The following is a 12,465-nucleotide window of genomic DNA, read 5'->3' as shown; positions in this document are numbered from 1 at the left end:
TCCACGGACCGGCGGTCGTCATGCCGTGGTGGAGCGGCGGGCAGGGCACGCGAGGACCCACGACCGACGGACGACGAGCGACACGAGGAGGTGCGGGATGGGCGGGTTGCAGCGCTTCGAGCAGAAGCTGGAGTCGATGATCTCCGGGGCCTTCGCGCGCACCTTCCGCAGCGCCGTCCAGCCGGTCGAGATCGCCGCCGCGCTCGAGCGCGAGCTCGACCAGAACGCCCAGATCCTCTCGCGCGACCGGCGGCTGGTGCCCAACGACTTCCACGTCGAGCTGTCCGACACCGACCTGTCGCGGCTCGCGCCGTACGACTCCACGCTCGCGCGCGAGCTGTCCGACCAGCTGCAGAAGCACGCCGACGGCCAGGGCTACGTGTTCCCCGGCCCGATCCGGATCGACTTCGAGACCGCCGAGGACCTCACCACGGGGCGCTTCCGCATCCGCAGCGAGGCGCAGGCCAAGGTGGTGGGCACCGCCACGCACACGCAGGTGCGCCAGGCGCTCGCCGTGCTCGAGGTCAACGGCACCCGCCACCCGCTGCACCCGCCCGGCCTGGTCGTCGGGCGCGGCACCGACGCCGACCTGAGGATCAACGACCCCGGCATCAGCCGCCGCCACCTCGAGTTCATGGTCACCGCCGGCCGCGGCGAGGAGCTCCCGCTCATCGAGGTCCACGACCTCGGGTCCACCAACGGCATCAGCGTCGACGGTCGTAAGGTGCCCCGAGCCGCCCTGCACGACGGTTCGCAGGTGAAGGTCGGGACGACGACCATGACGGTGCGCATCGTGACCGAGACCCACGACTCGCCCCGCGAGCCAGGAGCTGCCGATGTCTGAGCTGACGTTCTTCCTCATCCGGATCGCCTACCTGGCGATCCTCTGGATCTTCGTCCTCGCCGCCATCTCCGTCATCCGCTCCGACATGTTCGGCGCCCGCGTCCCCGAGGCCGTGCGCACCGCGCCCGGCCCGGCGCCGGCCAAGCAGAAGAAGCCGCCGAAGCGGCGCGGCTCGCCCACCCACGTGGCGGTCACCCAGGGCAGCAACACCGGCGCCACCGCCGGGCTCGACCGTGCCCCGATCCTCATCGGGCGCGGCACCGACGCCGCCATCCGCCTCGACGACGACTACGTCTCCACCCGTCACGCCCGGATCGCCGCCAGCGGTGACCAGTGGTTCGTCGAGGACCTCGGCTCCACCAACGGCACCTACATCGGCAGCGTGCGCATCACGCAGCCGACCACGATCACGCTCGGCACCCAGGTGCGGATCGGCAAGACCATCCTGGAGCTGAGGAAGTGACCGGCACCCCGGGCGCCGACCAGCCGCACGAGCCCGACCCGGTGCCGGACCCGGTGCCGGACCAGCCGGCCGACGACGCCACCGTCGTCGCCCCACCGGCCCGGGCCGCCCTGGCGCTGCACTACTCGGCGATCTCCGACGTCGGCCGGATTCGCAAGGACAACCAGGACTCCGGCTACGCCGGCCCGTGGCTGCTCAGCGTCTGCGACGGCGTCGGCGGCGCGGCCCGCGGCGACATCGCCTCCAGCACCGCGATCTCCGAGCTCCGCAACCTCGACGCCGCCCCGCGCCCGCCCGGCGACGGCCACCCCGGCGACCCCGACGTGCTGGACCGGGTCACCGACGCCCTGCACGAGGCGCACGCACAGATCGGCCGCCTCGTCGACGCCGACCCGGCCATCAACGGCACCAGCACCACCGCGACCGTCGCCCTCTTCGACGGACGCCGGCTCGGCATCGGCCACGTCGGCGACAGCCGCGCCTACCTCTTCCGCGACAACGAGATCTCCCAGCTCACCACCGACCACACGTTCGTGCAGAGCCTCATCGACGAGGGCCGGATCACCGAGGCCGAGGCGCGGGTCCACCCGCACCGCAACCTGATCCTCAAGGCCCTCGACGGCATCCACGAGGCCGAGCCCGACCTGTTCGTGCTCGAGCTCGTCGCCGGTGACCGGCTGCTGCTGTGCAGCGACGGCGCCAGCGGGGTCCTCGACGACGGCCGGCTGGCCGACGTGCTGTCGATGGGCACGCCCGACTTCGCCGCCGTCGAGCTGGTCCGCGCCAGCCTCGAGGCCGGCAGCTCCGACAACGTCACCTGCATCGTCGCCGACGTCGTGGACGCCGAGACCGCCGCGGCCGACCCGGCCTTCGCCGAGCTCGAGCCGCTGCTCGTCGGCGCCGCCGCGGAGCTCAAGCGCAAGCTCCCGCGCGGGCTGTTCCGCGGCCACCGCTCGGGCGACACCGGCGAGCTCGAGCCGATCGACGCCGAGATCCCCGGCGACGTGCCGTTCGCGATCCCGTCCGACCCGCTGCTGCCGCCCGACCCCGAGGCCGCGCGCTACGCGCCCATCCCGCCGCCGCGCCACACCTGGCTGCGCCGGGTGATGCTGCTCGTCATCGTGGTGGGCCTGCTCTGGATCGGTGCCGCCGCGGCCTGGTCCTACGTGCAGCAGCAGTACTACATCGGCGAGGAGGACGGCGTGGTGGTGATCCACCACGGCCTCAACGCCTCCCTGCCGGGTCTCGAGCTGTCCGACGTCGTCGTGGTGACGACGCTGGCCGTCGACGACCTGGAGGAGTTCGACCGCGAGTCGGTCCGCGACGGCATCCCGGTCGACGACCTCGCCGAGGCGCGCGAGCGCGTCGAGGAGCTCGCGGCCAAGCGGACGACGTCCAGCGCCGCCGACGGTGGAGGCGCGAGCTGAGCATGGCCACCACTCCGGGCACCGGGGCCCTGATGGGGTTCGTCCACCGCCGCCGGCGGGGGGCCGAGCTCTTCCTGCTCGTGCTGGCGCTCGCCGTCGGCGTGGGCGGGTACGGCGCCGTCGGCCTGGGCGTCGACGGTGAGGTGCCGGCCAACCTGGTCGGCTACGGCGGCTGGCTCGCCGGGCTGATGGTCGCCGCCCACGTCGCCGTCCGCCTCGTCGCGCCGTACGCCGACCCGGTGCTGCTGCCCGTCGTGGCCGCCCTCAACGGCCTCGGCCTGGCCGTCATCCACCGCCTCGACCTGGCCGAGGACGACTCCTTCGCGCCCCAGCAGCTCACCTGGATGACCCTCGGGGTCATCCTGTTCGTCCTGACCCTGCTGGTGCTGCGCGACCACCGGGTGCTGGCCCGCTTCACCTACACCGCCGGCCTGCTCGCCATCGTGCTGCTGGTGCTGCCGATGGCCCCGGTGATCGGCAAGCAGGTCAACGGCGCCCGGATCTGGATCAACCTCGGTCCGTTCAACTTCCAGCCCGGCGAGGTCGCCAAGGTGCTGCTCGTCGTCGCCTTCGCGGGCTACCTCGTGCTGCACCGCGACGCCCTCGCGCTGGCCGGACGCCGGGTGCTCTTCGTCGACCTGCCGCGCGGGCGCGACCTCGGCCCGATCCTGGTGATGTGGCTGATCAGCCTCGGCATCCTGGTCTTCCAGCGCGACCTCGGCTCCAGCCTGCTGTTCTTCGGCCTGTTCCTGCTCATGCTCTACGTCGCCACCGAGCGACCCGGCTGGGTCGTGGTCGGCGCCCTGCTGTTCAGCGGCGGCGCCGTGGCCGGCTACCGGCTCTTCGGCCACGTGCGGGTGCGCGTCGACACCTGGCTGCACCCGTTCGAGTACTACGACGGCGCAGCCGGCGAGAACAGCTACCAGCTCGTCGAGGGGCTGTTCGGCTTCTCGTGGGGCGGCCTGATCGGCAAGGGCCTCGGCGAGGGCGACCCGGGCCGGGTGCCGGAGGCCTCCTCCGACTTCATCATGGCCGCGATCGGCGAGGAGCTCGGCCTGACCGGCGTCCTGGCCGTGCTGCTGCTCTACGGGATCGTCGTGGAGCGGGCGCTGCGCACCGCGCTGATCTGCCGCGACAACTTCGGCAAGCTGATGGCCACCGGGCTGGCCGGCGTCTTCGCGCTGCAGCTGTTCGTCGTCATCGGCGGCGTCACCCGGCTGATCCCGCTCACCGGCCTGACCACGTCCTTCCTGTCCTACGGCGGCTCCTCGCTCGTCATGAGCTGGGTGATCATCGCGCTCCTGCTGCGGATCTCCGACCAGGCCCGCCGTCCCGTCCCCGAGCTGACCCCCGAGGCCGAGTCGTCGCCCGACGACGAGTCGACCCAGGTCATCAAGCTGAGCAAGACATGACCCCACGACGAGCCGCCTCATGAACAAGCCCATCCGCAGCGTCTCCATCTTCTGCCTGCTCCTCTTCGTGGCGCTGATGCTGAACGTCACCTACCTCCAGTTCTGGCAGGCCGACAGCCTCAACGACCGGGCGGAGAACCGCCGCGTCAAGGAGGCCGCCTACTCCAGCGAGCGCGGCGCGATCCTGGTCGGCCGGACGCCGATCGCGGAGAGCAAGCCGGTCGACGACGAGTTCAACTACCTGCGCACCTACCCGGCCAAGGGCCTCTACGCGCCGGTCACCGGCTACTTCTCCTTCGGCTCCTCCAGCGGCATCGAGTCCTCCCAGAACGAGGTGCTCTCCGGCGACGACCCGCGGCTGTTCATCGGCAGCCTGGTCGACCTGCTCAGCAACAAGGCCCCGAAGGGCGGCAACGTCCAGCTGACCCTCGACCCCGACGCGCAGCAGGCCGCCTACGACGGCCTGGCCGCCCTCGGCGACGACGTCGAGGGCTCCGTGGTGGCCCTCCAGCCGTCGACCGGCAAGATCCTCGCGATGGTCTCCCTGCCGACCTTCGACCCCAACCGGCTGGCCTCCCACGACTTCGCCACCCGCGACGCGCTCTACGCCCGGCTGCTCGAGGACGACCAGGACCCGCTGCTCAACCGGGCGATCCAGACGCGGCTCTTCCCGGGCTCGGTGTTCAAGCTCGTCACCGCGGCCGCCGCCCTGGAGTCCGACAAGTACGACGGCCCCGACGCGATGGTGCCCGGCGGCTCCACCTTCCAGCTCCCGCAGACCTCCGGCGAGGGCGGGCTGATCGACAACGAGGGTCGCTACTGCGGCAGCGGCGAGATCACCCTGCGGCTGGCGATGGAGCAGTCCTGCAACACCACCTTCGCGCAGCTGGCCATCGAGGTCGGCGCCGAGGGGATGCTGCGCCAGGCCGAGCAGTTCGGCTTCAACAGCAGCTACCTCGAGGACCTCGGCGGCCAGGTCCGCTCGAGCTTCCCCGACGAGCTCACGCCGCCCGAGGTCGGGCAGGTGGGCTTCGGCCAGTTCGAGGTGCAGGCGACGCCGCTGCAGATGGCCATGGTCGCCGCCGCGATCGCCAACGACGGCGTCGTGATGCGCCCCTACGTCGTCGACGAGGTGCAGTCGGCCGACTACGACGCGCAGACCACCGACCCCGAGGAGCTGTCCCGGGCGATCAGCGAGGAGACCGCCGAGACCCTGCGCGAGGTGATGGTCTCCACCGTCGACGACGGCACCGCCTCGCCCGCGGCCATCTCGGGCGTCTCGGTCGGCGGCAAGACCGGCACCGCCCAGCGCGGCGTCCCGGGCCAGCCGCCGTACGGCTGGTTCGTGTCCTTCGCGCCCCAGGACGACGCCGACGTGGCCGTGGCCGTCATGATCCAGGAGGCGCCCGGCCGGGAGATCGCCGGCGGCGCGCTCGGCGGTCCGATCGCGAAGGCCGTGATGGAGGCCATCATCCGATGACACGACACGGGAGGGGCACAGCATGAGCGAGCTCACCGACAACTTCGCCGACGACGCGGGCCGGTTCCGGCTCGAGTCACGCATCGCCACCGGCGGCATGGGCGAGGTCTGGCGCGCCACCGACACCGTGCTCGGGCGCCAGGTCGCGGTCAAGCTGCTCAAGACCGAGTACGCCGACGACCCGACCTTCCGCGCGCGCTTCGCGACCGAGGCCCAGCACGCCGCCGCCCTGCACCACCCGGGCATCGCGTCGGTCTTCGACGTCGGCGAGCGGGCCGCCACCGACGGCTCGGGCACCCCGCGCCCGTTCCTGGTGATGGAGCTCGTCGAGGGCCAGCCGCTCTCGGCCCTGATCGGCAGCGCCTCCGGCGGTCGCGACCTCGACCCGCAGGCCGTCCGCGACCTGCTCTCGCAGGTCGGCGACGCCCTCGGCGCCGCGCACCGCGCCGGGATCATCCACCGCGACGTCAAGCCGGCCAACCTGCTCGTGACGCCCGAGGGGAAGGTCAAGGTCACCGACTTCGGCATCGCCCGCGCCGCGGACGGCGTCGGCATCACCCGCACCGGCGCGGTGATGGGCACCCCGCAGTACCTCTCGCCCGAGCAGGCCGAGGGCCGCCCGGCGACGTCGGCCTCCGACGTCTACGCCCTCGGCGTCGTCGCCTTCGAGTGCCTGGCCGGACACCGGCCCTTCGAGGCCGACTCACCCGTCGCGACCGCGCTGGCGCACCTGCGCAACCCGATCCCCGACCTGCCGGCCAGCGTGCCGGCCGACCTCGCCGCCGTCGTGCGCCGCGCGCTCTCCAAGAAGCCCGAGGAGCGCTACGCCGACGGCACGGCCTTCGCGGCCGCGCTGCGCGACCCCGCGGCGGCCGACCCGGCCACCCGCGTCACGACGCGCACCCCCGTCGACCCGGTCCCGGTCGTGCCGCTCCCGCCGGTCGGCGACACCTCCGCCACCCAGGTCCTGGGCGCGGCGCCGGCTTACGACCCGACCCCGACACCGCCGCCCGCCGGGCCGGTGACCGGCACCACCGACACGGCCGGCGCGACCGGTCCCGGCCGGCGCAACCCGTGGCCGGTCGTGGCCGCGGTCGCGCTGATCGTCGCGCTCGCCATCGTGCTGACCCTGCTCCTCACCGGGGGCGACGACGACGGCGACGAGACCAGCACCGACGTCACCACGACCCCGAGCCGCACCCGCACGCAGTCGCAGTCGGCCACGACGTCCGGCCCGGAGACCATCGAGCTGAACGCCTCCGACTACGTCGGCCGGCAGGTCGAGGACGTCGAGGACGCCCTCGGCGACCTGGGCCTCCAGGTCCGGCGCGACGAGCAGGACAACGACGACCCGGCCCGCGACGGCGAGGTCACCGGCCTCAACCCGACCGGCGCGGTCACCGAGGGCGACACGATCACCGTCACCTTCCTGGGCGTGGCACCCGAGGAGACGTCGGAGCCGCCGTCCGAGCCCCCGACGACCGAGCCGACCACCGAGCCCACCACCGAGCCCACGACCGAGCCCACCACCGAGCCGACCTCCGATCCCACGGAGACCGAGACCGAGACCACCGAGACGCAGCCCACCGAGGGAGAGACCTCACCGTGAACGACCCAGGCCCCACCGTGGTCGGTGGCCGCTACGAGCTGGGCGAGATGCTCGGCCGCGGCGGCATGGCCGAGGTGCGCAAGGGCACCGACAGCCGGCTCGGCCGGATCGTGGCCGTCAAGCGGCTGCGCACCGACCTGGCCAGCGACGCGACCTTCCAGGCCCGGTTCCGCCGCGAGGCGCAGTCCTCGGCGTCGTTGAACCACCCCTCGATCGTCGCCGTGTACGACACCGGCGAGGAGCCGGCCACCGACGGCTCGGGGGTCGCCCAGCCCTACATCGTGATGGAGTTCGTCGCGGGCCGGACGCTGCGCGACATCCTGCGCGAGGGCCGCAAGATCCTCCCCGAGCGTGCCCTGGAGATCACCAGCGGCGTGCTCTCGGCCCTCGACTACAGCCACCGCGCGGGCATCATCCACCGCGACATCAAGCCCGGCAACGTGATGCTGACGCCGTCGGGCGACATCAAGGTGATGGACTTCGGCATCGCCCGCGCGATGAGCGACGCCGCCAACTCGATGACCCAGACCGCCGCCGTCGTCGGCACCGCGCAGTACCTGTCGCCCGAGCAGGCCCGCGGGGAGTCGGTCGACTCCCGCTCCGACGTCTACTCCGCCGGCTGCCTGCTCTACGAGCTGCTCACCGGCCGACCGCCGTTCGTCGGGGACAGCCCCGTCGCGGTGGCCTACCAGCACGTGCGCGAGCAGCCCTCCCCGCCGTCCGACCACGACACCGAGCTGCCGCCCGCCGTCGACGCGATCGTGCTCAAGGCGCTGACCAAGCGCCTCGAGGACCGCTACCAGTCCGCCGGCGCGATGCGCAACGACATCGAGCGCTACCTCGCCGGCCGCCCGGTCGAGGCCACCGTCCCCCCGCCGCCCCCGGCTCCCGAGCCGGCCCCGGTGGCCGCCGTCGCCGCCCCGGCCCCGACGCCGCCACGGCGTCCCGAGCCGACGCCGCTGCCGCTCGCCCAGGAGCCCGGGCCGCCGCGCACGGGGCTGTGGGTGCTGCTCGGCCTGCTCGTCGTCGCCCTGCTCGTCGCCGGCTGGTTCCTCGTCAAGGACGAGCTGTTCCCCGAGCCACCGGAGCGCACGGCGGTCCCCGGCGTGATCGGGATGACCGAGGACCAGGCCCGCCAGACGATCGGCAACGCCGGGCTCACCGTGGATCCCGAGGTCGTCTACGAGAACAGCGACACCGTCCCGGCCGAGGAGGTCGTCGAGCAGAGTCCCTCGAAGGACGACTACGTCGCCCCGGGCTCACCGATCACCCTGACCGTCTCCATCGGCAAGGAGGAGGTGGCCGTCCCGAGCGTCGTCACGCTGTCGCTGAAGGCCGCCAAGGCCGAGCTCCGCGACCAGGGCTTCACGAAGGTGCGCCAGGAGGAGATCGAGAGCGACCGGCCGAAGGGTGAGGTGCTGACCCAGAACCCGGCGGCCGGCACGATGGTCGAGAAGGGCACCGCGATCACCGTCGAGTACTCCGCCGGGCCCGAGGAGGTCCCCTTCGTCATCGGCAAGACCGAGCGCGAGGCCACCCGGCTGATCGAGGACGCCGGCTTCATCGTCGACGTCCGGCCGGACACGACGTCGACCGAGGTCAAGGGCACCGTCACCGACCAGGCCCAGGAGGCCGGCCAGCCGCTGCCCCAGGACAGCGTCGTGGTGATCTTCGTGTCGGTCTACGTCGAGCCGACCACGACCTCGCCGCCGCCGACCACCGACCCGGTGCCCACCACCGACCCCGTCCCGACCGACCCGCTCCCCACCGAGCCCCCGCCGTCCCGCGGCCCCGCACCCTCCAGCGACGACGACTGACCCGCCCCGTCCGTCCCCGCGCGCTGCCCCGACCTGGCCCCTGGCGTGCAATTGCCGAGGTATGGCCAGTTCCCGGCGCGAGAGCTGGCCAGATCGCGGCAATTGCACGGGACGCCGTGTTCATCGCGCGCAATTGCCGACGTATGGCCAGTTCCCAGCCCGAGAGCTGGCCAGGTCGCGGCAATTGCACGCGATGGGCCGGTCGAGCACGCGCCGGCCCGGCGCGGGCCGGTCAGTCCTGGGGGCGGGCGGAGTCCATGGTGATCAGGCCCTCGTACGCGGGGGCGTCCACCTCGGGCTCCTGGTCGAGCTCCCAGCCGATGCCGATGTCGGGCGAGGCGGCGTCGACGCGGAAGTCGGTGACGTCCTGGTCGGCGTCGATGGCCGCCTGGAGCGTCTGGGGGTCGCCGACCGCCTCGATCTCGTAGGGCTCCGGGTACGGCACGCCCTGGAGCTGGACGGTGCTGCCGGTGCACCGGATGCCGGTGGTGGTGACGACCCGCTGCCCCTGGATGGTGACGGCCCTGGCACCGCCGGCCCACAAGGCGTTGACGACGGCCTGGATGTCCTGCTGGTGCACCACCAGGCGCTGGAGCCGGGCCTCCGGGTCGGGCTCGCGCAGCGCGTCCTCGAAGGCGTCGTCGGGGGCGTCGGAGAGCACGATGCGCAGCCCCTCCCCGCTGACCGCCTCGAGTCCGGCGGGGCCCTTGAGCTCCTCGGCGACCCGGTGCTCGCGGCGCACGCGGACGTCGTCGATGTCGTTGGTCAGCGCCTCGACCTCGGTACGGAGGCTGGCCGCCTCGGCCTGGAGCGCCTCGTAGGACTCCGACTCCGACTGCGTCAGCGACGCCAGGTCGGTGTAGCGGCCCGGACGGAGGTCGGTGCCACCGCTGGTGGTGGCACTGGCCACGAACAGCACGCCCGAGAGCAGGACGACGACCGGGGTCCCGATCCGCCACGGCCCGCGCGAGCGGCCGGCCGGGGTCGCCCCGTCGACTTCGGTGCCGACTTCGGGGTCGACCGGGTGCGCTGGGTCCATGCCGACTAAGGTAACTCGCGACCGCGACGCGCCGTGGCGCGCCCGGCCCCGTCCGCAGCACCCATCAGATCGGAACCGACCCGTGGCCAAGCTCAAGGCGAAGCAGCAGACCTTCGACCCCGACCGGGGGCCGGTGGTCGGCCCCCGCTTCCTGGTCGCGATCGCCCTGGTCGTCCTCGGCATCGCATGGATCGCGTTCTACTACATCGGCGTCCGCGCCCCCGACGGCCTGAACTCCGAGGGCGCCCCGAACTCCGCGACCGGGCCCGGCTTCATGCAGGACCTCGACCAGTGGAACTACCTGATCGGCTTCGGGCTGTTCTTCCTCGGCCTCGTCGTCGCCGCGCACCCCTCCACCCCGCTGGGCCGCGGCCGCGGCGTCGTGGTGGGCATGCTCGGCTGCTTCCTGCTCGGCCTCGCCTGGATCTGCGTCTTCTACGCCATCGCCAACCAGGCCGACCCGTCGCTGCCGATCTTCAACGACCTCGGCCAGAAGAACCTCGGCGTCGGCATCGCGTTCATGGCCGTCGGCTTCACCTTCGCCACCCGCTGGGAGTGAGCTGACGCCCGCCCCCCCCCGCGCTCGAGACCGAGCCGAGCCCGAGGACGACCCCGGCCGCCACCAGGCGGATCGGGGTCGTCCTGCGTCCGGAGCCGAAGTTATCCACAGGCTTCTCCACACCTGTGGAACGAATGACACGCCTGTAGTTATCCACCGGTTGTTCCACAGCTGTGGACAACCACGCCCACCACGACGCCGACCCGTCAGTGATCACTGACGGGTCGGCGGTGGGTCGGCGGTGGGTCGGCGCGGGGTGGGGGCCGGGTCAGGCCAGGGCGGCCGAGCGGGCGATGACGGCGAGGGCCAGCAGCGCCGTGAAGGCGAACAGCAGGCACCACTGCACGACCGCCCGACGCGGACCACGCGGGGCGTGGACGAGCGCAGCCGTCACGAGGACGCCGCCGACCAGGCCGCCGAGGTGGCCCTGCCAGGAGATGTTGAGGCCGGGCAGGAACGTGATGACGACGTTGACGAGCAACAGCCCGCCGATGCTGCGCAGGTCGCCGCCGACCTTGTGGACGATCACGGCGAACGCCCCGAAGAGCCCGAAGATCGCCGTGGACGCGCCGAGTGTGTAGCCCTCCGTGCCGGAGAGCCAGTAGACCGCCACCGAGCCCGAGAGGCCGGAGAGCAGGTAGACGGCGAGGAACCGGACCCGGCCGAGCGCGGCCTCGAGCTGCGGGCCGAGCACGTAGAGCGAGAGCATGTTGGCCCCGATGTGCCAGATCTGCTCGTGGGTGAACATGCTGGTGACGAGCTGCCAGTAGGCGCCGTCGGCGACGCCGGGCACCCAGCTGCCGTCGCCGTTCCCCACCATCGCGCACGAGGCGGCCGACTCCACGCCGCGCCAGTACGACGCGGGGTCGGCGACCGACTCGCAGATGCCGCGCGCCGAGATGGCCAGGCGGCCCAGGAGCGGGCTCTGCGACCACCCGGTGACCACGATCGCCAGCCAGACGGCGGCGTTCAGACCGATCAGGACCATGGAGGTCAGGGCCGGGTTGGCCGAGCGGGCGCCGCCGTAGGCGCCCTGGCCCTGCCGGGTGCTGCGGGCGCCCTCGGAGATGCACGTGGGGCACTGGAACCCGACGGCCGCGTCGCGCATGCAGTCGGGGCAGATCGGGCGGTCACACCGCTGGCAGCGGATGTGCGCCTCACGCCCGGCGTGCCGGTAGCAGACCGGGACGCCGGGCGCGGGAGGCCCCGCGGGGCCGGAGGTGCTCAACGAGCCAAGCTCACTTCTCGGAGCCGCCGACGATCTCGACGGACTCGATGACGACGGGCTCGACCGGGCGGTCGCCCGCGGCGGTCGGCGTGGCACCGATGGCGTCGACGACGTCGCGCGAGGCCTGGTCGGCGACCTCGCCGAAGATCGTGTGCTTGCGGTTCAGCCACGGCGTGGCGCCGACGGTGATGAAGAACTGCGAGCCGTTCGTGCCGGGGCCGGCGTTCGCCATCGCGAGCAGGTAGGGCTTGTCGAAGACGAGCTCGGGGTGGATCTCGTCCTTGAACGTGTAGCCCGGGCCGCCGGTGCCGGTGCCGAGCGGGCACCCGCCCTGGATCATGAAGCCGGAGATGACGCGGTGGAAGCCGAGCCCGTCGTAGAACTTGCCGGTGCGGCCGTCGGGCGTGCTGTACGCCTTCTCGCCGGTGGCCAGACCGGTGAAGTTGGCGACCGTCTCGGGCGCGTGGTTCGGGAACAGGTCGATCGTGATGTCGCCCCTGTTCGTCTTGAGGATGGCCTGCTGGTCAGCCATGACTGCCCTTCGTGGTCGGGGTGGTGGGGTGGGACGTGCGTACGCGCGCCCGTGG

At 72.6% G+C, this 12,465-nt stretch carries 11 protein-coding genes; 8 read left to right on the top strand and 3 right to left on the bottom strand.

What is annotated here, in order from left to right; genetic code table 11:
- Window positions 1-97: 97 nt before the first annotated feature.
- From FE634_RS00155 to pknB, 7 genes are read left to right on the top strand one after another with little or no spacing between them, the layout of a single operon-like run.
- Window positions 98-844, top strand: a complete 747-nt coding sequence (locus FE634_RS00155; protein WP_138874731.1) for an FhaA domain-containing protein — start codon at window positions 98-100, stop codon at window positions 842-844.
- On the top strand, window positions 837-1,307 hold the full coding sequence (locus FE634_RS00150) for an FHA domain-containing protein FhaB/FipA (RefSeq protein ID WP_134765786.1): 471 nt from the start codon (window positions 837-839) through the stop codon (window positions 1,305-1,307). Before FE634_RS00155 ends, FE634_RS00150 begins: the two co-directional genes overlap by 8 nt.
- Window positions 1,304-2,734, top strand: a complete 1,431-nt coding sequence (locus FE634_RS00145; protein WP_262347518.1) for a PP2C family protein-serine/threonine phosphatase — start codon at window positions 1,304-1,306, stop codon at window positions 2,732-2,734. Before FE634_RS00150 ends, FE634_RS00145 begins: the two co-directional genes overlap by 4 nt.
- Before the next feature lie 2 nt (window positions 2,735-2,736).
- Window positions 2,737-4,146 (top strand): FtsW/RodA/SpoVE family cell cycle protein, encoded by a 1,410-nt coding sequence (locus FE634_RS00140; protein ID WP_138874730.1) that lies wholly within the window; start codon window positions 2,737-2,739, stop codon window positions 4,144-4,146.
- Between the two features lie 19 nt (window positions 4,147-4,165).
- Window positions 4,166-5,626 carry a peptidoglycan D,D-transpeptidase FtsI family protein gene (locus FE634_RS00135; protein ID WP_138874729.1) on the top strand — a complete coding sequence of 487 codons (1,461 nt, stop codon included), beginning with the start codon at window positions 4,166-4,168 and terminating at the stop codon, window positions 5,624-5,626.
- 22 nt (window positions 5,627-5,648) lie between these two features.
- Complete coding sequence (locus tag FE634_RS00130) at window positions 5,649-7,235, top strand: serine/threonine protein kinase (protein WP_138874728.1); 1,587 nt, start codon at window positions 5,649-5,651, stop codon at window positions 7,233-7,235.
- 47 nt (window positions 7,236-7,282) lie between these two features.
- Window positions 7,283-9,052, top strand: a complete 1,770-nt coding sequence (gene pknB, locus FE634_RS00125; RefSeq protein WP_262347683.1) for a Stk1 family PASTA domain-containing Ser/Thr kinase — start codon at window positions 7,283-7,285, stop codon at window positions 9,050-9,052.
- Between the two features lie 232 nt (window positions 9,053-9,284).
- Here the strand turns inward: pknB and FE634_RS00120 are convergent, their stop codons facing one another.
- Window positions 9,285-10,091 carry a DUF881 domain-containing protein gene (locus FE634_RS00120; RefSeq protein ID WP_148240221.1) on the bottom strand — a complete coding sequence of 269 codons (807 nt, stop codon included), beginning with the start codon at window positions 10,089-10,091 and terminating at the stop codon, window positions 9,285-9,287.
- A gap of 82 nt (window positions 10,092-10,173) precedes the next feature.
- Between FE634_RS00120 and FE634_RS00115 the strand changes: the two genes are divergently transcribed.
- Entirely contained in the window at window positions 10,174-10,650 is a 477-nt protein-coding gene (locus tag FE634_RS00115; protein ID WP_262347517.1) for a cell division protein CrgA, read from the top strand.
- 268 nt (window positions 10,651-10,918) lie between these two features.
- Here FE634_RS00115 and FE634_RS00110 read toward each other — a convergent pair whose 3' ends face one another.
- Both FE634_RS00110 and FE634_RS00105 read right to left on the bottom strand, forming a co-directional pair.
- Window positions 10,919-11,878: a rhomboid family intramembrane serine protease gene (locus FE634_RS00110; RefSeq protein WP_137294564.1), complete on the bottom strand. Its 960-nt coding sequence runs from the start codon at window positions 11,876-11,878 to the stop codon at window positions 10,919-10,921.
- A 10-nt stretch (window positions 11,879-11,888) separates the two neighbouring features.
- The gene (locus FE634_RS00105) at window positions 11,889-12,410 is read right to left on the bottom strand and encodes a peptidylprolyl isomerase (protein ID WP_138874724.1); all 522 of its coding nucleotides are present in this window, start codon (window positions 12,408-12,410) and stop codon (window positions 11,889-11,891) included.
- Window positions 12,411-12,465: the final 55 nt, after the last annotated feature.

The sequence above is a fragment of the Nocardioides sp. S-1144 genome (genome assembly GCF_005954645.2).
In the GTDB taxonomy this organism is placed as follows: Bacteria; Actinomycetota; Actinomycetes; order Propionibacteriales; family Nocardioidaceae; genus Nocardioides; species Nocardioides dongxiaopingii.
The sequence above is the reverse complement of the archived record's forward strand: the minus strand, read 5'-3'. Positions and strand labels throughout refer to the sequence as shown.

Excerpts from the sequence above, each read along its gene's own strand:
- FE634_RS00150 (WP_134765786.1), top strand. The coding sequence starts at position 837 with ATGTCTGAGCTGACGTTCTTCCTCATCCGGATCGCCTACCTGGCGATC.
- FE634_RS00135 (WP_138874729.1), top strand. The coding sequence starts at position 4,166 with ATGAACAAGCCCATCCGCAGCGTCTCCATCTTCTGCCTGCTCCTCTTC.
- FE634_RS00155 (WP_138874731.1), top strand. The coding sequence starts at position 98 with ATGGGCGGGTTGCAGCGCTTCGAGCAGAAGCTGGAGTCGATGATCTCC.
- FE634_RS00140 (WP_138874730.1), top strand. The coding sequence starts at position 2,737 with ATGGCCACCACTCCGGGCACCGGGGCCCTGATGGGGTTCGTCCACCGC.
- pknB (WP_262347683.1), top strand. The coding sequence starts at position 7,283 with ATGCTCGGCCGCGGCGGCATGGCCGAGGTGCGCAAGGGCACCGACAGC.
- FE634_RS00120 (WP_148240221.1), bottom strand. The coding sequence starts at position 10,091 with ATGGACCCAGCGCACCCGGTCGACCCCGAAGTCGGCACCGAAGTCGAC.
- FE634_RS00105 (WP_138874724.1), bottom strand. The coding sequence starts at position 12,410 with ATGGCTGACCAGCAGGCCATCCTCAAGACGAACAGGGGCGACATCACG.
- FE634_RS00130 (WP_138874728.1), top strand. The coding sequence starts at position 5,649 with ATGAGCGAGCTCACCGACAACTTCGCCGACGACGCGGGCCGGTTCCGG.